Annotated in this window: 19 protein-coding genes; 9 read left to right on the forward strand and 10 right to left on the reverse strand. The window is 38.5% G+C overall.

Translation table 11 applies throughout. From position 1 onward, the window contains the following. Nucleotides 1–114: 114 nt before the first annotated feature. Nucleotides 115–1371 (reverse strand): hypothetical protein, encoded by a 1257-nt coding sequence (locus tag ACJVDH_RS04560; protein ID WP_443946392.1) that lies wholly within the window; start codon nucleotides 1369–1371, stop codon nucleotides 115–117. 483 nt (nucleotides 1372–1854) lie between these two features. Here ACJVDH_RS04560 and ACJVDH_RS04565 point away from each other — a divergent pair, with 483 nt between their 5' ends. Then, on the forward strand, nucleotides 1855–3186 hold the full coding sequence (locus ACJVDH_RS04565; protein ID WP_443946393.1) for a cytochrome ubiquinol oxidase subunit I: 1332 nt from the start codon (nucleotides 1855–1857) through the stop codon (nucleotides 3184–3186). Between the two features lie 2 nt (nucleotides 3187–3188). After that, nucleotides 3189–4193, forward strand: coding sequence for a cytochrome d ubiquinol oxidase subunit II (locus ACJVDH_RS04570; RefSeq protein ID WP_443946394.1), 1005 nt, complete (start codon nucleotides 3189–3191; stop codon nucleotides 4191–4193). A 135-nt stretch (nucleotides 4194–4328) separates the two neighbouring features. Here the strand turns inward: ACJVDH_RS04570 and ACJVDH_RS04575 are convergent, their stop codons facing one another. Both ACJVDH_RS04575 and accD read right to left on the reverse strand, forming a co-directional pair. Continuing rightward, nucleotides 4329–5876, reverse strand: coding sequence for a M20/M25/M40 family metallo-hydrolase (locus tag ACJVDH_RS04575; protein WP_443946395.1), 1548 nt, complete (start codon nucleotides 5874–5876; stop codon nucleotides 4329–4331). A gap of 358 nt (nucleotides 5877–6234) precedes the next feature. Further along, nucleotides 6235–7080 (reverse strand): acetyl-CoA carboxylase, carboxyltransferase subunit beta, encoded by an 846-nt coding sequence (accD, locus tag ACJVDH_RS04580; protein WP_443946396.1) that lies wholly within the window; start codon nucleotides 7078–7080, stop codon nucleotides 6235–6237. Between the two features lie 206 nt (nucleotides 7081–7286). Between accD and fbaA the strand changes: the two genes are divergently transcribed. The 3 genes from fbaA (at nucleotide 7287) to ACJVDH_RS04595 (ending at nucleotide 9411) form a co-directional block, all read left to right on the forward strand. Further along, nucleotides 7287–8366 (forward strand): class II fructose-bisphosphate aldolase, encoded by a 1080-nt coding sequence (gene fbaA / locus ACJVDH_RS04585; protein WP_443946397.1) that lies wholly within the window; start codon nucleotides 7287–7289, stop codon nucleotides 8364–8366. A 140-nt stretch (nucleotides 8367–8506) separates the two neighbouring features. Next, nucleotides 8507–8992: a low affinity iron permease family protein gene (locus ACJVDH_RS04590; protein ID WP_443946398.1), complete on the forward strand. Its 486-nt coding sequence runs from the start codon at nucleotides 8507–8509 to the stop codon at nucleotides 8990–8992. Continuing rightward, the gene (locus ACJVDH_RS04595) at nucleotides 8989–9411 is read left to right on the forward strand and encodes a GNAT family N-acetyltransferase (RefSeq protein WP_443946399.1); all 423 of its coding nucleotides are present in this window, start codon (nucleotides 8989–8991) and stop codon (nucleotides 9409–9411) included. The genes ACJVDH_RS04590 and ACJVDH_RS04595 overlap by 4 nt, the downstream gene beginning before the upstream one ends. Nucleotides 9412–9524: 113 nt before the next feature. On the opposite strand, the gene ACJVDH_RS04600 is transcribed toward ACJVDH_RS04595, so the two are convergent. From ACJVDH_RS04600 to ACJVDH_RS04630, 7 genes are all read right to left on the reverse strand, one after another. Then, a complete protein-coding gene (locus tag ACJVDH_RS04600) occupies nucleotides 9525–10379 on the reverse strand; it encodes a hydroxymethylglutaryl-CoA lyase (RefSeq protein WP_443946400.1) in 855 nt (284 codons plus the stop codon). 86 nt (nucleotides 10380–10465) lie between these two features. Further along, nucleotides 10466–11791: an NAD(P)/FAD-dependent oxidoreductase gene (locus ACJVDH_RS04605; protein WP_443946401.1), complete on the reverse strand. Its 1326-nt coding sequence runs from the start codon at nucleotides 11789–11791 to the stop codon at nucleotides 10466–10468. 208 nt (nucleotides 11792–11999) lie between these two features. Next, a complete protein-coding gene (gene secDF / locus ACJVDH_RS04610) occupies nucleotides 12000–15002 on the reverse strand; it encodes a protein translocase subunit SecDF (protein WP_443946402.1) in 3003 nt (1000 codons plus the stop codon). A 379-nt stretch (nucleotides 15003–15381) separates the two neighbouring features. After that, nucleotides 15382–15873 (reverse strand): dihydrofolate reductase, encoded by a 492-nt coding sequence (locus ACJVDH_RS04615; RefSeq protein ID WP_443946403.1) that lies wholly within the window; start codon nucleotides 15871–15873, stop codon nucleotides 15382–15384. A gap of 27 nt (nucleotides 15874–15900) precedes the next feature. Then, the gene (locus tag ACJVDH_RS04620; protein ID WP_443946404.1) at nucleotides 15901–16152 is read right to left on the reverse strand and encodes a type II toxin-antitoxin system YafQ family toxin; all 252 of its coding nucleotides are present in this window, start codon (nucleotides 16150–16152) and stop codon (nucleotides 15901–15903) included. A gap of 2 nt (nucleotides 16153–16154) precedes the next feature. Then, nucleotides 16155–16358, reverse strand: coding sequence for a hypothetical protein (locus ACJVDH_RS04625; RefSeq protein WP_443946405.1), 204 nt, complete (start codon nucleotides 16356–16358; stop codon nucleotides 16155–16157). Nucleotides 16359–16453: 95 nt separating this feature from the next. Further along, a complete protein-coding gene (locus tag ACJVDH_RS04630) occupies nucleotides 16454–17248 on the reverse strand; it encodes a thymidylate synthase (RefSeq protein ID WP_443946406.1) in 795 nt (264 codons plus the stop codon). Between the two features lie 461 nt (nucleotides 17249–17709). Between ACJVDH_RS04630 and ispE the strand changes: the two genes are divergently transcribed. The 4 genes from ispE to ACJVDH_RS04650 all read left to right on the forward strand — a co-directional run bounded on the left by ispE (nucleotide 17710) and on the right by ACJVDH_RS04650 (nucleotide 22774). Then, nucleotides 17710–18513, forward strand: coding sequence for a 4-(cytidine 5'-diphospho)-2-C-methyl-D-erythritol kinase (ispE, locus tag ACJVDH_RS04635; RefSeq protein WP_443946407.1), 804 nt, complete (start codon nucleotides 17710–17712; stop codon nucleotides 18511–18513). Nucleotides 18514–18596: 83 nt separating this feature from the next. After that, nucleotides 18597–19019, forward strand: a complete 423-nt coding sequence (locus ACJVDH_RS04640) for an OsmC family protein (protein ID WP_443946408.1) — start codon at nucleotides 18597–18599, stop codon at nucleotides 19017–19019. Between the two features lie 84 nt (nucleotides 19020–19103). Next, the gene (locus ACJVDH_RS04645; RefSeq protein ID WP_443946409.1) at nucleotides 19104–20270 is read left to right on the forward strand and encodes a trans-sulfuration enzyme family protein; all 1167 of its coding nucleotides are present in this window, start codon (nucleotides 19104–19106) and stop codon (nucleotides 20268–20270) included. 242 nt (nucleotides 20271–20512) lie between these two features. Continuing rightward, nucleotides 20513–22774 (forward strand): family 20 glycosylhydrolase, encoded by a 2262-nt coding sequence (locus tag ACJVDH_RS04650; RefSeq protein ID WP_443946410.1) that lies wholly within the window; start codon nucleotides 20513–20515, stop codon nucleotides 22772–22774. Nucleotides 22775–22779: the final 5 nt, after the last annotated feature.

Below are 22779 nucleotides of genomic sequence, written 5' to 3' on the forward strand. Positions count from 1 at the left end.
ATTAATGTTTATAGAATATAGGTTTTTCGTTATGCAGGATGAGTAATACAAACAGGCAGAAACACATTGGTGGATAACCAAATATTTCTGCCTGTAAATGTTAAGTGTGAACTTTTAACCGATAATCGGCATTGGGACTGATCCTGAATTGCTGAAAAATTCCTTGTTTAATAAAACCTGCTGGAAATTGAAAATGCTAAATCCTAATGCGCTAGCCCCGGCCGATGCGGTGATATTTGCATCAACTCCGTAATCATATTCAATTGTTTTATTTAGGAAGTTTGGCGTAAAGGTTGCATTCGGGCCGATCTTTGCCTGTACCTGGCTGTAGATAACTTTACCATAAGCACCGATACCAATTGTAAACTGCACACCTGCATCTATTTTAACCGGAGCGGCAAGGCGTTCAACTACCGGAGCCTGTACACTGAAGTTACCATTCGCTGAAGCACTAAAGTTTGAAAATAGTGCTTTACTTACGTTTGCCTGAAAGTTGCCGGTTGACGTTAGACTAAATACTGCCTCTCCTTTAGCAGACCCGCTGATGTAAGGCAATACGCTTACATATGGCGTGATTAATATTGGTCCGATTGGAATTACAGCAAACGGAATTGGAATCGCATCTCCACCCAGTGTAAATGTTGGTAGGCCCACGGATGTATATAGTGTCGTTTTCAGACGTTTGAGTTCAACCCCTCCACCGAGAGATACCGATACCTGACCCCATCGAATGCTGATGTTATATGTAAACGATGGTGTCGCCAGTAAGTCAAGCCCTAAATATGCGCCCGTATTGCCAACGCCAATGAATGGAAGATTCTGGTTTAAGGCAATGTCAAACCCACTAATCGTATTTCCTGCATTAACCATCGTTGTTTTTGGAAAGGAAAGTGTTTTTTCTCCAGATTGTACAGCTACAGAACTAGCCTGCGGTTGAAGGTCTATCTTTCCGGAAACATTTGCATAAAGAATGTACTCGCCAAGGTCAGCTTTCCTAACCGTAACGTGGTAACCTTGTGCATCTTCAAAAGTTCCTAGTGAGTATAAAAGTAATCCCTGAGGTGCTTTATCTTCAATAATGCTGCTTGTGATGATAAAATTAGTCGACATACTATCTGCCTGATCAGGTTTTGAAGAAAAAATCAGTTCATTAGAATCAACTTTTGTAAGTAAGGCAAGCGATGATGCGTTTAATAAAATTGAGGAATCTTTAACAACCATTCCAAAGGCTTCCTTGCCGTTTTCAAGGTCGCTCGGACTTGGCCCCCCAGCAACCTGCGGACTTGCTTCGTTTTTTTTACATGCACTTAGCAGTGTGGCGGCAAATACAAGTAGAAACAATCTTTGCCATAATAGTTTTTGTTTTTTCATTGGTAGGAAATTAAATTAACAGTATATAGATAGTTTTACCTGGGTTAAAAACCAGGTAAAGAATTTAAGAATACTTGCCAGATAATATCACGATATTAAAAATTCAGAACGTAGTATGGGGATGTGTCAACTTGGGATGACAATTAAACAGATGTTGACCAGGTTGTTAATTGCTTCAGTTGATGAACAAGGTAATAAATCAGGTGGTTATTTTGATATAACAGATGCCGTTTTTTCACTTAATCGATTTCGTAAATACGCCTTAAACATTAAATGAGCCTGTTTATCGTTTTACGAAATCTAGTTATAGGTCTCATCGATTTTATTTTAATAATGAAATTTTTCTAAAACCTGCTGAAAATCCGTAAACAAAAATCAATTTGTAAACATTCTATATTTGAAATAATGTTGCGCATTGCATAAAATCGTTCTGCCCTTCATCCTTTATGAACTATATTTGTTACAAATCAAAATCTACATCTTATGGATGATTTTATCGCCGCGAGGTCTCAAATGGCCTTATCACTGGGGTTCCACATTATTTTTTCTTGTATAGGCATGGTTATGCCATTTTTTATGGCCGTGTCGCATTACAAGTGGTTACATACCAAGAATGAGATCTATAAAGACCTTACAAAAGCGTGGAGTAAAGGTGTTGCCATTTTTTTTGCCACGGGCGCCGTTTCTGGCACAATGCTATCATTTGAGTTGGGCCTACTTTGGCCTAAATTTATGGATCACGCAGGGCCAATTTTTGGGATGCCTTTTTCGTTGGAAGGAACCGCTTTTTTCATCGAAGCGATCGCACTGGGATTTTTTCTTTATGGCTGGAACAAGCTGAATAAATGGTTTCATTGGTTTACCGGTGTAGTTGTTGGTGTAAGTGGCCTTGCATCTGGTATCCTCGTTGTTGCGGCAAATGCATGGATGAATAGCCCGGCCGGTTTTGATTTTGTAAATGGCCAATATCTAAATATCGATCCCATTCAGGCAATGTTTAATAAGGCGTGGTTTTCTCAGGCTTTACATATGTGCCTTGCGGCATTTACAGCCACTGGTTTTGCTGTTGCTGGTGTGCATGCATTAATGATTCTACGCAACAGAAACAAGGCTTTTCACCTAAAAGCGTTCAAAATTGCAGCAATATTTGCCTGTATTGGTGCTTTGTTACAGCCTTTAAGCGGCGATTTATCTGCGAAAGACGTTGCAAAAAGGCAGCCCGCAAAACTGGCGGCTATGGAGGCACTTTATAAAACTGAAAAACCTGCGCCACTGTTAATTGGCGGTATTGTTAATGAACAAGACCAAACGGTTAGCGGAGCAATAAAAATTCCGGGGGCGTTAAGTTTTCTGGCGCACGGAAACTTCAAGGCAGAAGTTAAAGGACTGGATCAAATTCCGGCAGATGAACATCCACCAGTAGCTATTACCCACTATTCTTTTCAGGTAATGGTTGGATTGGGAACTTTACTCATGTTAATTTCCATTTTGTACTTCGTGACCATTATTCGCAAGAAGGACATTGCCGATAAACGTTGGTTGCTGAAACTGTTTGTTCTGGCCATTCCGTTAGGATATGTTGCATTGGAAGCCGGTTGGATGGTTACAGAAATTGGTCGGCAACCCTGGATTATTTATGGTGTAATGCGCACAAAAGACGCGGTTACGCCTATGCCCGGTATTGCGTACTCATTCTATATTTTCACAGCAATCTATTTGTCTTTAAGTGTTATTGTGACTTTTCTACTTTACCGGCAAATTAAGATGGTACCTGTATTGTACGATAAATCTTCAAACACTGTTCAAGAATCTTAAATATGGAATATGTAGTCATTATCTTTTTGTGTTTGGGCATTTTGCTTTATTTTCTACTTGGTGGAGCAGATTTTGGTGCGGGAATTATCGAGTTATTTACCTCCTCAAAAAATAGGAGCAAAACCCGAAAAACCATGTATCAGGCCATTGGACCGGTTTGGGAAGCCAACCACATGTGGCTAATCATTGCAATTGTGATTCTTTTTGTTGGATTTCCGCATATTTACACCACAATGTCGGTTTATTTGCATATTCCGTTGCTCATCATGCTGATTGGTATTATTGCCAGAGGCACGGCGTTTGTATTCCGCCATTACGATGCGGTTAAAGACAATATGCAGGAGGTTTACAATAAAATTTTTGTGTATTCGAGTTTCATAACACCTTTGTTCTTGGGTATTATTGCCGGAAGTGTACTTTCGGGGCATATCGATCCGCAAAGCACAGATTTTTTATCTGCTTATGTATTTAGTTGGTTAAATTGGTTTTCAATTTCTGTGGGTTTGTTTACGGTAGCGCTCTGCGGTTTTCTTGCAGCCATTTATCTAATTGGCGAAACCAGCGAAGACGCGGACAAACGCCGTTTTATTAAAAAAGCCGAATTTATGAATGTGGCAGCGGTACTTTTTGGAGCGATGGTTTTCATTGCTGCGCAAACGGATCAAATTCCTTTAATTGATTGGGTATTTAAAAATACGGTTGGTTTAACCGCTATTGTACTCGCCAGTCTGTCTCTTATTTTGTTGTGGTATTTGCTGGTCAAAGGCAAAACGAAAATCTTGCGTGTTCTAGCAGGTTTTCAGGTTACCATGATCCTTGTTGCAATCAGTTATGCCCATTTCCCTAATTTTATCCGCCTTAAAAATGGTGAAACCATATCTTTATTAGAAACAGTTGGTCCGCCGAAAACAATTTACAGTTTAGGTTTAGCTTTGTTATTGGGAAGTATTTTAATTCTCCCATTTTTGGGCTACTTATTTTACAAGTTTCAAAAGAAAGAGGAGTAGAGATATCGCAAAATCATTATTGCGAGGAAAAACGATGAAGTAGCCTTTGCTGGCATATTCAGTTTTTCAGCATTCAATTGCATGAAAAAAGAGCATCTGTTTCCAAATGCTCTTATAAAAATGTTAAATATCGGATTACAAACCGCCTTTTCTGTTTGATTTTGATTGAACAGGCCACGTTGCCTGTTTACCTGTGCGTTCATTTACCGGCAAATCAGTCGCTTTTTCTGTCGATGTTTTTTCTGGATCTTCACAAGCCATATAAACCATAATCGCCGCTAAAATTACGTTACTTTTAATTTCATCAAAAACCAATTTGTCGTAACTATCGCGGTTGGTATGCCAGGTATATGTTCCATAATCCCAGCTTGTGGAACTTAGAGAATAGCCAAGTGCGCCTGCAGCAACAAACGAGGCAAAATCAGAACCTCCGGCCCCCGGCATTCCCGGAAAACTGGTTTTAATCTGATTTTTAATTGTATCTGGTACCGCATTTAACCAGCGTGTGATGTAATCTTTCGATTTCGCGAAACCTTGTCCGCCTATGTTTACTACTCTTCCAGTACCATTATCCTGGTTAAATAAAGCCTGCAAGTTGCTTACAATTTCTGGATGATCTTCAACAAACGCGCGTGACCCATTCAGGCCCTGCTCTTCACTTCCCCAATGGCCAACCAAAATGGTTCTTTTTGGATTTGGATAAATTTTCTTCAAAATCCGCATCGCTTCCATCATCATAATCGTTCCAGAACCATTATCTGTAGCACCACTTGCACCATCCCAAGAGTCAAAATGTGCAGAAAGCATTACATATTCATTTGGTTTCTGTTTGCCTTTAATCTCTGCAATGGTATTGAATGTGGGAACAACGCCCAATTCTTTAGATTCTGATTCTATTTTTAACATCGGTTTTGAACCGTATTTTGCCAAACGGTAAACCAACCCATAATCTTCTACAGATAAATCCAAAGTCGGGATTTTAGTGGTGTTGGCACCAAAAATTTTATCTACACCAAAGCCTTGAGACCAATTGTTGATGATTACTCCTGCGGCGCCCGCATTTTCTATTGCCAAAGCCAGATTTTTCGCACTGAGGCCAGTTTTAGAAATAGAAGCGGCCCAGGCTTTGCCAGCTTCGGTTTTTTCTCTTTTATATTTATCGAAAAGATCTTTTGTTGCAAATTCCTCCCAATTTTTTTCCGGTCGACCAGAAATTTGATTTTGAGAGATCAGAACAAGTTTGCCTTTAACATTTGGTAACCATTTTTGAAAGGAAACGGAGTCGATAATTTCTGGAAGTATAATGGCCTCGGCATTTATGGCTTTTCCATTAGTTGACGGACTCCAAGCCAATTGTGTGCCTTCTAGCGTACGCAAACGCGGGCTGGTTAAATCAATATGTGTTACGCCGCGTTGCCAGCCACGCCACTCGCCCCATTTTTCATTTTTGGCAGAGATGCCCCAATCACTATATTTTTTCACAGCCCAGTCATTGGCTTGCTTCATTTGTGGCGAGCCCACTAATCTCGGTCCAACAACATCTAAAAGCTCGTGTGCAAGCTTTTCAAGCTGCGAATTTTCATTTACCTCTTTTACAATATTATCAATCACCTTTTTATCTTGAGCGAAGGCAATTGAACTTGTAAACAATAAAAGTGAGGAAATAAGTAAGTTTTTCTTCATAAGTTCCAATTTGTTAATTACGCGAATTTAACAAATAGGATAGGGCTGAAAGGATGTTAATAGAAATGTTGCAAGGAGAGTGCATTGGTTCACGTGTTCATTTGGGATATTAGTTCATTTGGAAAATTGTTTCGATCGTTAAATTCAAAAAAGTCAACAAGAATAATTGAAATCTATCAGCGAACTGCATAAATGAACTATCTAAAAATTAATCACAAAACAATTTATTTAGGTTTATATGCGAACTGTACTAATGACTAGTGAACCAATGACCAATGATCTATCTCAGTATTGGTCAAAAAAAAGTTCATTGGCTCTAATGAACCAATGAACGAATGACAAAGTGAAACAATAAAATTTAATTATTCATCATTTTTATAAATGCTGCCAATTTTGCTTTCATGGCTCTTCTATCTACAATGAAATCCAGAAAGCCATGTTCCAAAACAAATTCTGAAGTTTGGAATCCCTTTGGAAGATCTTTTTTAATCGTTTCTTTAATTACTCTTGGGCCAGCAAAGCCGATTAAAGCGCCTGGTTCTGCAATATTGATATCGCCAAGCATCGCGTAAGATGCCGTAACGCCACCCGTTGTTGGGTCGGTTAATAAGGAAATGTAAGGAACTTTGGCTTGACTTAACAAGGCAAGTTTAGCTGATGTTTTAGCCATTTGCATTAATGAAAATGCAGCTTCCATCATACGTGCACCGCCTGATTTTGAAATCATCAGAAATGGCGTTTTATGCTTTATGCTATAATCTATAGATCGGGCAATTTTTTCACCAACAACAGAACCCATAGAGCCACCAATAAATGCGAAATCCATACAAGCAATCACAATATCTTGTCCGTCAATTTTTCCGGTAGCTGCACGGATTGCATCTTTCAGGCCTGTTTTAGCCTGGCTTTCTTTAATCCGGTCTGTGTAAGGTTTGTTATCGTTGAAGTTTAATGGATCGCCAGAAGTTAAATCAGCAAAAAGCTCTTTAAACTGGTTGTTGTCAAATAGAACTTCAAAATATTCTCTAGAGCCTACCCTTAAGTGGTAGTCGCAGTAGTGGCAAACATATTTGTTCTCTTGCAACTCTGCCTGATGTAGGGGTTTTTTACAATTTGGGCACTTATTCCACAAGCCATCAGGGGCTTCTTTTTTCTCTTCTGTTGTGGTAATGATACCTTTTTTTTCTCTCTTAAACCAAGCCATATAATTTTTTAAAGAATCGGGAATGCAAAGAAACGAAAAAATATTTAAGTCAACTACATCTATTTAGTGTAAATAGTACACGATGTATATTGTGTTTTTTACACTAAAGGGCCTCTATTTTAGTTTTATGGCAATAATTCTGTTGTTAGAAAAGCTTGTAATGTTATTTTTTTTTATAACTTCGGACTTAATAAAATTAACAAGAAATGAGTTTAAAAGGCTACAAAGGCGTAATTTATGGAGATGCCGTTCAGGAATTGTTTGAACAGGCAAAGAAACACCAGTTTGCACTACCAGCAGTTAACATCACCGGAACCAACACGGTAAATGCGGTTATGGAGACAGCGAAGGCAGTAAATTCGCCTGTTATGATTCAATTGTCTAATGGCGGTGCGCAGTTCTATGCTGGCAAATCATTAGATAATGACAAATTACAAGCATGCATTTTAGGTGCTGTATCGGCAGCTAAGCATGTACATTTATTGGCAGAACATTATGGTGTTGCTGTGGTTTTGCATACAGACCACGCTGCAAAAAAATTATTGCCTTGGATTGATGGCCTTTTAGACCACGGAGAAAAATTCTTTGCTGAAACCGGAAAACCGTTATTCTCTTCACATATGTTGGATCTTTCTGAAGAACCAATTGAAGAAAACATGGAAATTTCTGCAAAATACCTTGAGCGTATGGCCAAAATGGACATGACGATTGAGATTGAATTAGGCGTTACTGGTGGAGAGGAAGATGGTGTAGACAATAGCGACGTAGACAGTTCTAAATTGTATACTCAACCTAGCGAAGTGGCTTATGCTTACGAAGAATTAAGCAAAGTTTCTCCTCGTTTTACCGTTGCTGCGGCTTTCGGTAATGTACACGGTGTTTACAAACCAGGTAATGTTAAGTTACAGCCTGTAATTTTGAAAAATTCTCAAGATTTTATTAAAGAAAAATTCGCATTAACTGCAGAAAAACCAATCAACTTTGTGTTTCATGGTGGTTCTGGTTCTTCTCAGGAAGAAATCAGAGAAGCGATTTCTTACGGTGCAATTAAAATGAATATTGATACTGATATGCAATGGGCATTCTGGGAAGGTATTTTAGAATATTATAAAAAGAACGAAGCATTTCTTCAAGGCCAGATTGGTAACCCAGAGGGTGATGATAAACCGAATAAGAAATTCTACGATCCACGTGTTTGGTTGCGCAAAGGCGAAGAAGCTTTTGTTAAGCGTTTAACTACTGCATTTGAGGATTTAAATTGTATCAACGTAAACGATAAATTGTAATCACAAAAAGATTTATACCGCTGATACAACCCTCAGCAATAGAAAATCTCCTTACAACTTAAAATTTAAAGGCGCCATAAGGTTCAAAACTTATGGCGCTTTTTTTTGTTTTTCTAGTATCTTTAAGCAAACAATATGTGATGTTAAAGTCTAAAAAAGAAAGCAAGAAAAACAACTTCTTCGAACGGTTTTCGAATGCAGCGACAAAATTTACTGGAAGTTCAGTTGCATTTATATCTGCTACGCTAATCGTGGTTGTTTGGGCAATCAGCGGCCCAATTTTTAAGTATTCAGAAACGTGGCAACTGGTAATTAATACCGGAACCACCATTATTACCTTTTTAATGGTTTTTCTGATTCAAAAAGCCCAGAATAAAGATGGCAAAGCCATTCAACTAAAGCTAAATGAATTGATTGCTGCGCATGAAAAAGCAAGCAACAGGATGGTTGATATAGAGGATCTTACAGAAAAAGACCTGGATCAATTGCACAAGTTCTATGTTACATTGGCGACATTGGCGAAGAAAGAAGCCGATATTCACTGTTCTCACTCTATCGATGTAGCCACTCAGCTTAATGAAATGAAATTAAAAACAAATAAACATTTTAAACACCAGAAATCATGAGTCTTCAAGTTCAGAAAGTAATTCATCCAGAAGATTTGGATAAAGTTTTTGCTATTAGAAAGATCGTTTTTGTGGATGAACAAGACTGTCCGCCAGAGCTGGAGTGGGAGCATGAGGATGAATCGGTACATTTTTTAGCTACACAAAATGGCCAGCCTTGTGGTGCATGCAGGTGGCGTAAAACCGATTTGGGTTATAAATTAGAACGTTTCGCTGTGTTAAAAGATTTTAGAGGCGCAGGTGTTGGCAGAGCACTTATCGCAGAAGCATTGTCTGATTTGCCGGAAGATGCGCATTACATATACTTAAATTCTCAGCTGGCCGCAACAAGTTTATATGCCAAGTTTGGTTTTGTATCTGAAGGCGAACAATTTGAAGAGGCGGGTATTTTACATTATAAAATGGTAAAACGGGTTTAATTGGTGCCTCGAAATGGAGGTTTTTGTAATGTGATCTGAAGCGTTTGTAGGTTTGTTTCTAACCTAAAGTAGTAGGACTGCTTCCTGAATCGCAATGACGGTTCTGAGTGTGCTCATACAAATATTCGCCCAGACAAAATAATGGCTTCCTGCCATTTATCCATATCAAAATTGAGACTTTCTCCTTTGGCTTCTAAAAAAGATATTACATTTTCCGTAGCAATATTGCCAGTGAGTTCATCTGCAGCCATCGGGCAACCACCGAAACCTTTTAGTGCAGAATCAATTCTTTTTACGCCAGCATTGTACGCTGCTTCTATTTTTTCTAAACGTTGCTCCGGAGTAGAATGCAGGTGAATACCAATTTCTGTCTTCCCGAATCGGGCAATCAATTTAGGAAGTATTGTGGTTATTTTTTCAGGCGTAGATACACCAACAGTATCTGCCAATGATAAAATCTGAACACCTTTACTGACCAATTCATCTGCCCATTTCTCTACAATTTCATAATTCCATTCATCGCCATATGGATTTCCAAAACCCATTGATAGATATACAACTGCCGTTTTATTTCTTATAGAACAAACGTTCAGCATCTCATCAACAGTGGTTAATGATTTTGCAATACTGGCGTTTGTATTGCGCTGCTGGAAGGTTTCTGAAATAGAAAAAGGAAAACCCAGATAAGTAATTTCATCAAATTGAGCAGCATCGTTAGCGCCTCTGGTATTGGCTACAATGGCAAGCAATTTGGTTTGGCTCGGCTCAAGTTTAGAGAGTACTTGCACGGTATCTGCCATTTGTGGTATGGCTTTTGGCGAAACAAAACTTCCAAAATCAAGTGTATCGAATCCAACCTGAAGCAATAGATTCAGATATTTTACTTTTAAATCTGTGTCAATAAAATGGTGAATGCCTTGCATTGCATCGCGTGGGCACTCTACTAATTTAATTTCCGATTGGCTCATAGATTGGTCTTTGCTTGCAAAGTGCTAAAAATCCTTTAAAAAAAAGCAACAGTATAGAACTGTTGCTTATGTTTTAAAAGAGGAGATTATCCTTTGGTCTCTTTATTGGGTACGTCTGTGCGGTAATCTATGCTTCTGTCATTAGCAAAAGAGCGGATAATTAAACGTGCACCTCGGTCATAACTGAAGTAACTCCAGATCCAGTTTACGAAAACAATAATTTTGTTTCTGAAACCCACTAAAGTCATTAAGTGCACAAACATCCAGGTAAACCAGGCAAATACACCTTGAAAGCGTATTTTGCCGACATCAACAACAGCTTTATTTCTACCGACTGTGGCCATAGATCCTTTGTCGAAATATTTGAATTTTTCCAAAGGCTTATTTTCAGCCATAAGTATAAGATTTTTTGCAAGTTGATGGCCCTGTTGAATTGCAGCAGGAGCAACCCCAGGATGACCGTTTGGTGTCTCTTCCGTAATAATTGCTGCCACGTCGCCAATGGCATAAATATTTTGGTAACCTACAACTCTGTTATGTTCGTCAGCTTTTAGGCGGCCTCCACGAGCCATTTCTGCAGCATCCAAGCCAGGTAAAACCTCGCCCATAACTCCAGCACTCCAGATTACAGAAGAAGTCAGGATTGGTTCCTGATCCTTAATTGTCAAAGTCATCCCGTCATAGCTGGAAACCATTACGTTATTCATAACCTTTACACCCATCTTGATCAGAAAATCTTTCGCCTTCTTTTGTGCTTGTGGTGACATTGGTCCAAGTAAATTTGGAGCGCCTTCCACCAGATAAATATTTACCCGACTGAGGTCTAGTTCCTTATAATCGTTTGGGATCACATGTTTTTTTAGTTCAGCGATTGCACCTGCTGTTTCCACACCAGTTGGTCCACCGCCTACTACCACAAAGTTTAGCAATGCACTTTTCTTATTTGCATCTTTTTCGATCAGTGATTTTTCGAAATTCTGGAGGATTAAACTTCTCAAATCCAACGCTTCAGGGATAGATTTCATTGGCATTGCATTGGCTTCAATTTCTGTATTTCCGAAGAAATTACTGGTAGAACCGGTTGCAATAACCAGATGGTCATAACTGATCTTGCCAATATCAGTTACGACATAATTACCCTCAGCAACGACTTTCGTTACCTTGGTTACGCGGAAAATAAAATTTTCCTGGCCTTTAAATATTTTACGAAGTGGGAATGCAATGGAATCTGGTTCCAAACCTCCCGTTGCGACCTGATATAGTAGGGGCTGAAATGTGTGGTAGTTGTGTTTATCCAACATGACCACCTGGAACGGTTTATTTTTTAATCTTTTAGCTAGCTCAATACCGCCGAAACCACCACCAACAATCACGACTCTCGGGTATTCACTTTTGGGAAGTTGTAAATCCATTATTCTTGGGTTTTATCTTGTGCAAATGTAACAAAATGATGCGGAAATGGTTTATTTTTTGCCCATTTAGGCCTTTAATCGCGTTCAGAAATAAGATTGTACTAAATGGTGAGGGCAATCATTTTATACATGGATTGTGAATAAGCCCGCAAACAAAAAAGCGTTTCGGCAAAACCGAAACGCTTTTTAAAATCCGTATTGGATTTAATTATTTTTTCTTCTCTTCTGCACTTCCCAAATCAATTACGATAGGAGTAGAGATACATAATGAAGAGTAAGTACCAATGATACGGCCGATTAACAAGGCGAAAATAAATCCACGAATGCTATCACCACCGAAAATAAAGATCACCAACAATACGAAGAATACGGTTAATGAAGTTAAGATGGTACGGCTTAATGTACTGTTCAATGCGAAGTTAATTAAGTGATTGCGTTCTTCGCCATGTAATTCTTCTTTACCAGCTTCTCTTAAACGCTCACGGATACGGTCAAATACAACTACAGTTTCTGTCATTGTATAACCCATAACAGTTAAAATCGCTGCGATAAAATCTTGTCCAATCTCTAAAGAGAAAGGCATAATTCCATCCAGAATAGTGTAGAATGACAATACCATCAAAACGTCGTGGAATAGTGCGATAACCGCACCCAAGCCATATTGCCATTTTTTGAATCGAACCACAATGTAGATAAACATAAACAAGCACGATACTAAAACCGCGTAAAATGCACCGTTCACAATATCACTTGCAATAATTGGTGTTACCTTTTGCGAGCTTACAATCTCGTATTTAGAACCTGTTGTGTTTAAACCTGATTTCAACGCATCTTCTACAACTTTATCTGTAGCAGGGTTTTGATCTTCGATATGGAAAGTAGTAGTAATTTTAACCTGACTGTCTTCACCTGCAGTTTTCACCTCTGGTGTTTCATTTCCAAATGCAGGGCTCAACTGAGATTTTAAATCTTCAGTATTCACACCTTTATCAAAATGTACAAGGAAAGTTCTTCCACCTTTAAAGTCTACACCTAAGTTTAAACCACCGTTTTTGAAATACATTCCAATACCGGCAACTATGATTACGGTAGAGATAATGTAATAGATTTTACGGCGACCAACAAAGTTGAATGCAAGGTTTTTGAATGCATTACGCGTTAAGCTATTGTCAAAACTGATCTCTACTTTACGGTTCAACATTGATTCGAAAACAACTCTCGATATAGCAACAGCTGCAAATAATGAAGATAGGATACCAATACATAAAGTAGTTGCGAAACCTTGAACCGGGCCGCTACCAAAGAAGTAAAGGATTGCACCTAAAATGAACAACGTAACGTTAGAGTCAATGATTGAAGGCATAGCATGTTTAAAACCTTCTTTAATTGCGGCAGCAGTCGTTCTACCATGCGCAAGTTCTTCACGTACACGCTCAAAAATCAGAATGTTTGCATCTACCGATAAACCAATCGTTAACACGATACCAGCAATACCAGGTAACGTTAATACCGCGCCCAATGAAACTAAGATACCGATGATGAAAAACAAGTTTAGCAATAAAGCGAAGTTGGCAACCCAACCTGCACGGTGGTAATACAAGGCCATGAAAACCAAGATCACGATAAAGGCAATTACAAAAGAGATTAAACCATCATGAATGGCTTGCGCACCCAAAGTAGGGCCAACAATGTAACTTCCGGCAATACGTGCTGGCGCAGGCAATTTACCCGCTTTTAAAATGTTCGCTAAATCTTTAGTGTCTTCTTGTGTAAAGCTACCAGAGATAGAAGAAATACCGTTAGGAATTTCATTCTGTACTGTTGGTGCAGAATACACCTGGTTATCTAAAACAATTGCAATTGCTTTTTTATTCGTCGCATCAGCAGAAGCTTCAGCAGTTATTTTTTTCCATTTCGCAGCACCTTCGCTGGTCATGTACATGGTTACTTCTGGTTTGTTGTGTTGATCGAAATCTGCACGAGAATCGCTGATTGCATCACCACCTAAATCTGGTTTACCATCTGCACTCGTTGCTTTAATTGCATAAAGCTCGAATACTTTAGAACCTTCCCTAGGTTTAACACTCCACATAAATTTCATTGTCGATGGAATTGCAGCAGCAACTTCAGGCAATTTGAAATATGCATTTACTTTTGCAGTATCTTTTTGCATAGCCAAACCCACAACTGCACCTGGCATTAATTGTTGCTGACCGTTTTCACCTTGGTAAATTGGCAAACTCAATACACTATACAATGGATTGCTTTTCGTAAATTCTGCCTGCAAAGCAGTAGAATCTTTCTTACCTAAACCGGCAAGTTTACTGTCTTTAGCTGCAGTATCTTTAGTTGCACTTTTCTCTAAACTAGCAAGCTTGCTGCCAGAAACGGCTTTAGCCGTTGTATCGGTAGCTGTTGTTGCAACAGCAGGTTTAGCTGTTTTTAAAGTAGCTGCTAAAGTTTTGTTGATGTTTTCTAACAATGGGTACACTTCCTGTACCTGATATACTTGCCAGAACTGCAATTCTGCAGAACCTTGAAGCAATTTAGAAACACGCTCTTTATCTTGTACACCCGGCATTTCAATTAAAATACGGTTGCTACCCTCTTGCTTTTGCATGTTCGGACTTACAACTCCGAAACCATCAATACGAGAACGTAAAATAAAGAATGAACGGTCAATTGCGCTTGTAGCTTCTTTTTCCAAGAAGTTTTGAACGTCGCCGTTGCTTGCATTTGCTTTTAATTGAGATGCGTTATCCTGATTAGAAAAATAGTCTGCAAGTTTTACTCCAGGGCTTAATTTCTCAAATTCGTTAACAAATAATTTGATGTAATCTTTACCGCCGGCATTTAATTGGGTTTGCGCATTTTGAACAGCTTGATTGAAATTGGCATCCGTTGGATTTCCAGCCAATGATTTCACCAATTCTGATAACGATATTTCCATCGTTACGTTCATACCGCCTTTTAAGTCAAGACCTAAATTAATTTCTTTTGATTTAACGGCATCGTAAGTGAAACCCAAAAGTGGGTAAACTTCTACAGTGCCCATAGAATCTAAGTAAGCCTTTTCTTTGGCTAAATCACCTTTCGCAGAGTTTTTTGCGTCTTTTTCCACCTTGGATGCAACCAGAGTGAAAGAAAGTGCATACGCACAAACGACAGCCAATACTATCGCTATAAACTTAATAAAACCTTTTCCTTGCATTTTTTGTTTAAAATAATTTGTCTTTCGCTGTTTTTTAACAAGTCGGCAAATCTAATTAAATTTTTAAATTATAGAACCCCTTAATTGATAATTTATTAAGATAAATTTTTATTACAGAGTAAAGTTTGCGCGGTTTGTACAGAATCTCTTTCCATCTGCCTGTTTAGCCTTAAAAACAGAATGGAAAATGAAAAACAGTAGGCTTTGGCTGGGGTTCCGTCCCACTAATGTTACAAGCCAAACAGAAAAGTTTGGGCTTTCCACGTATATCGGGTTTAATTTGCAAAACTTGTGGTTCTGTTTAGGTCAGCAAAAGCCAATCTGTAATAAATGGATTGAGCAAATTCTTATAAGGTGATCAACAGATCAATTTCGATTTTTACAAATCAATTCTTTTCAAAACTTCGAAAGTATAATCGTATTTGTTCTTTTCGTCTGCCTGATGTGCTTCTACGCTGATCGTTTCCCATTCCGCTCTGTTAAAAGCTGGAAAGAAGGTATCTGCATCGAAATTATGATGAATGGTGGTTAAATACAGAAGATCTGTTTTGGGTAAAGCCTGACGGTAAATTTCTGCGCCACCTACAATAAAAACCTTTTCTTCATTTTTGGTCAAGTTTAGCGCTGCATCCAGGCTATGTACAACTTCGACGTTCTCAATGCTTAAGTTTTGATCTCTGGTAACTACAATATTCCGCCGGTTTGGTAAAGGCCGTCCCACAGAATCAAAAGTTTTGCGTCCCATAATAACACTATGCCCAGACGTGGTTTGTTTAAAGAATTTTAAGTCTGCCGGCATGTGCCACAACAGCTGATTGTTTTTGCCTATTGCAAAGTTTTCGCCCACCGCGACGGCAATCGATAATGTCATATTTCTAGAATAAATCTGAATGGGTTCCTAGTCTGTCGAGATAAAAATTCTCTTAGTTTCCTCTTCTTGCAGCCATATCAATAACCAATCGCTTTTGATATGGCATTCCCAGAAACCAGAATAGTTTCCACTAAGTAAATGAGGTTTATATATATTTGGTAGTGTTCCAGTTTCTCTTAAAAGTTTCAAAGCCGTTTCTAAAGCAGAAATTTCATAGTTTCGTTTTACACATCGTTTATAATCTTTTTTAAACTGTGTAGAAAACGAAACTTCATACATAATTAGCGGTTTAGTTTTTCCATTAAATCATCGTGACTTTCTGTTTTAGTTAAGCCTTTACCTTTGCTCGTTTTTTCCATTGAAGCCAAAGTTTTCGCATTTGGAAGATTCGTTGTATCTGGGGTAATGATTACGCCCATTTCCTTAAGAAACTTCTTAACTAAGCTTGTTTTTTGTTCAGGTACGCTAATTACAAATGTGTCCATATACAAATATACATTAATATACCTATTATACCAGTTTGCTCTGTTTAAGTTTAAGGTATTCCCTCGCGCTTTTAGCTGTATTTTAGGGATTTGGGTTAAACTGCCACTGCAGCTTTAATATGTGGATGCGCTTCGTAATTTTCTAATGTGAAATCTTCAAACTTAAAGTCGAAGATACTTTTTACATCGGGGTTAATTTTCATTACAGGCATTGGTTTTGGCGCACGGCTCAACTGAAGGTTGGCTTGTTCAATATGGTTGTTATATAAATGCGCATCGCCCAAAGTATGAATAAAATCGCCGGGTTGTAAGCCGCAAACTTGTGCAACCATCATCGTCAATAAAGCGTAAGAAGCAATATTGAAAGGAACACCAAGAAAAATATCCGCACTGCGCTGATAGAGCTGACAGCTTAGTTTCCCGTCGGCAACATAAAACTGAAAAAAGGCATGGCAAGGTGGCAAAGCCATATGCTCAATTTCGGCAACATTCCATGCCGATACAATAATCCGTCTTGAATCGGGATTGTTTTTTATCGTGTTAATAATATTGGTAATCTGGTCAATGTGTTTACCGTCGGGGGTAGGCCAGCTTCTCCATTGCGAACCATAAACCGGGCCGAGGTTGCCATCGGCATCTGCCCATTCATCCCAAATGCGTACACCATTATCTTTAAGGTATTTGATGTTGGTATCGCCTGTCAGAAACCAGATCAGCTCATGAATTATTGATTTTAAATGCAGCTTTTTGGTGGTAACCATCGGAAAACCTTCCTGAAGGTTAAAACGCATTTGATGACCGAAAACACTAATGGTGCCTGTTCCGGTACGGTCATGTTTTTGTGTGCCATTATCCAGCACATGCTGCATTAAATCTAAATATTGTTTCATAATCTACAAATATCGAAATTTTATTATTTGGTAATGTTCTTTTTTATGCACACCAGATGTTTACTAACATTAGAATGATTTTTTGAAAACTTAGGGTTCAGCATCAATAGGTTCTGAAATCCTGCTTTTCATTTCAAGTCCGCACTCGTTCCTCGCTTGCGGGCTTTCCATTTCAATCAGGTTTAGGCTGGATGGGTAAAATGTCAATAGTTGCAGAAGTTACGTTCATAGCCCCGGCTGCAGCGTTACCCTGCAGCGAGGAAGTTTTCATGACGAAGCGAAGCGTAAAAGCACAAGACGGGAACAAACATGAATAAATCTTCTGAAGTTGCGCTTCAAAGTAAAGCATAAACAAGGAGAATTTGATTTCGATAAAAACACTTTTGTATGTTTGTAGACCGAGCCTTTTGTGTTTTTGGCAATTTAGGCTCAAAATTTAAGACCACCGATTACACACTACAATGTTATCCTTTCCAAACGCAAAAATAAATTTAGGGCTCAACATCACCGAAAAACGTGCTGATGGTTATCACAACCTCGAAACTGTATTTTTTCCGATCAATATCTACGATTCTGTAGAAATTGTAGATGCCGAGGCAACTTCTTGCAAAATTCACGGAATCGAAATCCCTGGCGATTCAAATGATAATTTATGTATCCGTGCATATAATTTATTGAAAAATGATTTTAATCTTCCGCCGCAAGAAATTCATCTGTTGAAAAACATTCCGGTTGGCGCCGGTCTTGGCGGCGGTTCTGCAGATTGTGCTTTTCTGATTAAATTGCTCAACTCGAAATTCAATCTCGGTATTTCTGATGCACGAATGGAAGAATATGCTCGCCATCTCGGCGCAGATTGCGCATTTTTCATCCAAAACAAACCGGTTTATGCATTTAATAAAGGAGATGAGTTTGAAGAATACGTGATAGATTTGTCAATGTATTATAAGGTTTTGGTAAAACCGCCAGTCCATGTAAGCACAGCTGATGCTTACGCGCATGTAAAACCGCAAAAGCCTTTGCAAAGCCTGAAAGAAATCTTACATTTGCCAGCAACAACATGGAAAAATAAGGTTATCAACGATTTCGAAAATTCTGTTTTCGTAAAATATCCCGAAATTCATCAAATAAAAACCAGTTTATACGATGCAGGCGCTGTGTTTTCACTCATGAGTGGAAGTGGCTCTTCTGTATTTGCATTGTTTAACCACGCCGTTAAACTGCCAGAACTGGAAAAAGACAATTTAGTTTATTACAATATTTAAAAAAGGTAAAGTTAAAGCTGAAAGACTAAAGTAATTGCGTCTGGATATTTGATACTCGCTACCTGATACTCAATACGAATAATATGAACATTAATTTGATCCGTAAAAGCGGTAAATTTAATTTTGAGGCAGAAAATGAAAGTGGTTTCACTGTAGAATTGGATGCGAAAGCGGCCATAGGTGGCGAAGGAAAAGGTTTCAGGCCCATGGAAATGCTGCTTGTAGGTTTAGGCGGTTGCAGCGGAATTGATATGGTAAATGTTTTAAGCAAACAGAAAGAACCGTTAGACGACATTAAAATCGCGATTAATGCCTCGCGAAAGGAGGAAGCAATGCCGCCAATTTTTGATGTAATTAATATTCATTTTGATTTGACAGGCAATTTAAACCCCGCTAAAGTTGAGCGTGCTTTATCTATGACATTCGATAAATATTGCTCGGTTTCCAACATTTTGGGCCGATCGGCAACAATTAACTTTACATATAATATAAATAGTAGTAAATAGGAACTATCGAGTAGCAAGATGAAGTTCTTAATGCTCGATACGCTAATCTTGATACTTGATATTCCAATCTTGATACTCACAACAATGAAATCCGAAAATTTTGAAACTATAGCAATACGCACCCAAACAGAACGCAGTTTACACAAAGAGCATTCTGCTCCAATTTATCTTACATCGAGTTATAAATTTGATGATGCAGAAGAAATGCGGGCTTTGTTTGCCAATGAGAAAGAAGGAAATGTGTATAGCCGTTATTCAAATCCAAATACATCAGAATTTATAGAAAAAATGTGCCTTTTAGAAGGTGCAGAAGATGGCTTTGCCACCGCAACCGGAATGGCCGCTATTTTTACCACTTTTGGTGCGTTTTTAAAAGCAGGCGATCATATAGTTTCCAGCAGATCGGTTTTTGGCTCTACACACCAGCTTCTAACAAATGTATTTTCTAAATGGGGCGTCACTTTTGATTATGCTGATTTGGATAAACCACAAGATTGGGAAGGGTTGATTAAGCCTAATACGAAAATGATTTTTGTAGAAACGCCTTCAAATCCAGGAATTGATATTATTGATTTGGAATTTTTGGGCAATTTAGCGAAAAAGCACAATCAGTTATTGGTGGTAGACAACTGTTTTGCCACTCCTTATTTACAACAACCCATTAAACTTGGTGCACATATTTCCATTCATTCCGCTACAAAATATATAGACGGACAGGGGCGTGTTTTAGGTGGAATTATTTTAGGAAGTAAAGATCTGATTGCTGAAGTTGTCGGTTTTGCACGCCACAGCGGACCAGCGTTATCGCCATTTAATGCCTGGATTTTATCAAAAAGTTTGGAAACATTAGCCGTACGTATGGATCGCCATTGCGAAAGTGCCTTGAAAGTTGCGGAATTTTTGGAAAAACATCCAAAAATTAAGCTTGTCAAATACCCATTTCTGCCTTCGCATCCACAACATGCAATTGCAAAAAAGCAAATGAAACAAGGTGGTGGAATTGTAACAGTGGTTATTGATGGAGGAATTGATGCTGCACGTACATTTTTAGATCGCTTGCAGTTGTTTTCGATTTCTGCAAATCTTGCCGATACGCGTTCAATTGCTACACACCCGGCAACCAGCACACATAGCAAACTTACAGAAGAACAACGCAATGAAGTTGGGATTGAGCAAGGATCAATTCGTCTTTCTATTGGTTTAGAACATATTAACGATATTCTTGCAGATATAGAACAGGCACTGGCTTAAATAAGTTCTTCTCAAAAGAATTGATGAAAGTCTGAAGTATGCTATACTTCGGACTTTTATTTTTTTATTTCTTCTACAGATCAGCCTGGATATTGCGTTTTTGTTAAGATGAGAACACTGTGCGAGATAAGAAATCTGCGTCGATGTTCTTAAATCAGCAAGAATTATTCTGGCTTCCGGTTTGAAAACACAGGCCGAAATGAATAAGTTTACAACGCATTAGCAACGAACCAACTCTATTCATGAAAAAGATCTATCGCTTTAAAGCCGTAACCGCTGCATTAATCTTATGTGCATCCCATACTGTGTTTAGTCAGCAAGTAATCTCAATTATCCCGCAACCACAAAAGCTCACGCCACGTCAGGGAACTTTTATTTTGTCTGAAAGTACATCGATTATAGCGAATACCGATAGCACATTTTCAATTGCATTTCAGGAATTGAATCAACTAAAAAAATCACGTGAACGCGCTAAAACCAGTAACAAAATTTCGTTTTTAAGAGATAAGACATTAAAACCTGAAGCGTACAGACTGCATGTAGATGATAAAACTATTGTTGTGTATGCAAACGATAAATTGGGCGCTTTTTGGGCCGTATCAACGTTGAAGCAGCTTGCTGGCGAATCGGTATTTAAGCCAATGAAACCTTTAACTATTCAAGCTGCTGACATTAGCGATGCGCCGAAATTTGCGTGGCGTGGCGTTCACTTGGATGTATCCAGACATTTTTTCGATATGGATTATCTTCATAAATTCATTGATCGTATGGCGCAATACAAATTCAATAAATTTCATTGGCATTTATCAGACGATCAGGGGTGGAGAATAGAAATCAAGAAATATCCGGAACTCACTGAAATTGGTGCCTGGCGGAAATTGAATAATCAAGACTCTATGTGTCTTAAAAAGGCAGAAACAAATCCGGATTTTAACCTTCCGGAGAAACATTTTAAAACCATCAACGGCGAAAAAATGTATGGAGGTTTTTATACTCAGGAAGAAGTTAAGGCATTTATCCGCTATGCGCAAACCAAAGGAATAGAAATTATTCCGGAGATTGATATGCCGGGGCACATGCAAGCTGCAACTAAACAATTTCCGTGGCTTACTTCGACAGGAGAAATCCAACAGGGCAAAAATTTTACCGACCCGATTTGCCCGTGTAAAGAAACAACTTTTGATTTTGCAGAGAATGTTTTTAAAGAAATTGCAGATTTATTTCCGTCAAAATATATTCATTTAGGTGCCGATGAAGTTGAAAAAAGCAGTTGGAAGAATATTCCGGCATGCGAAGAACTCATGAAACGTGAGGGTCTAAAAAGTATTGATGAAATTCAGAGCTATTTTGTGAAACGCATGGAAAAATATTTTAACCGTATCGGGAAAAAACTAATCGGTTGGGATGAAATTTTAGACGGAGGCGTTTCGCCCACCGCAACAATGATGTATTGGAGAACCTGGATTCCAACTGCACCAAAACACGCCGCAGAAAAACACAATGATTTAATTATGACGCCTGGCGAATTTTGCTATTTTGATGCACAACAAGATGCGCATTCATTGAAAAAGGTTTATGGTTTCGATCCGGTTGGTTTTAATCTTTCTCCAGAAGAACAGAAATATGTACTTGGCGGCCAGGCAAACATTTGGACTGAATCTATTCCATCAGAACAACGCTTAGAGTATATGCTTTTTCCGCGTTTGTTTGCTATGGCAGAAGTTTTATGGGGAACAAAAACAGATTTCAAGGATTTTGAAAAACGTGTAAACCAGCAGTATGCATTGCTTGATGTTCAACAGATCAATTATCGTTTTCCGGATTTGGCTGGTTTTACAGAAAATAATGTATTTGTGAATAAAGCGGAGTTGAAGATTCAAAATCCATTGTCTGGCACTTTAATTCGCTATACAACAGATGGAAGCAATCCTACCATCCATTCCGAAGCATATACCGGCACACTGCCCATTTTGAAAAGCCAACAAATCAAAGCCGCAATTTTCTCAAAAAGCAACAAACATGGAGATGTATTTACCATTAATTATAAAAAAACACCTTTTAAGGAAGGTGTTCAGGTTAAAGCGCTTAAAAAGGGTTTGAATTTTATTTATTATCCAAAAGCGTATAGTAAAGTTGCTTTAATTAACGAAGCGGATAAAACTTTTAGTGGATTAACGTCTGCTATAGAAATTCCGGTAAAAGATACCGCGCCAAGTTTTGCTACTAAACATCAGGGATATTTTTATGCGCCAGAAGATGGAATATACTCTTTTTATCTACGCTCTGATGACGGCAGTGTGCTAAAAATGCACGATAAACTATTGGTAGATAATGATGGAATGCATTTTGCAATAGAAAAATCGGCACAAATTGCCTTGAAAAAAGGTTATCATCCATTTGAGCTTTTGTTTCTGGAAGGCGGTGGCGGTTATACGCTAGAATTGAATTATAGTGTAAATGCTGGCGAAGGGAAAGCCGTTGGCCCGGAAAATTTTTTCAGGTAAAAATC

The sequence above is a fragment of the Pedobacter terrestris genome, from assembly GCF_052343045.1.
Taxonomy (GTDB): Bacteria; Bacteroidota; Bacteroidia; order Sphingobacteriales; family Sphingobacteriaceae; genus Pedobacter.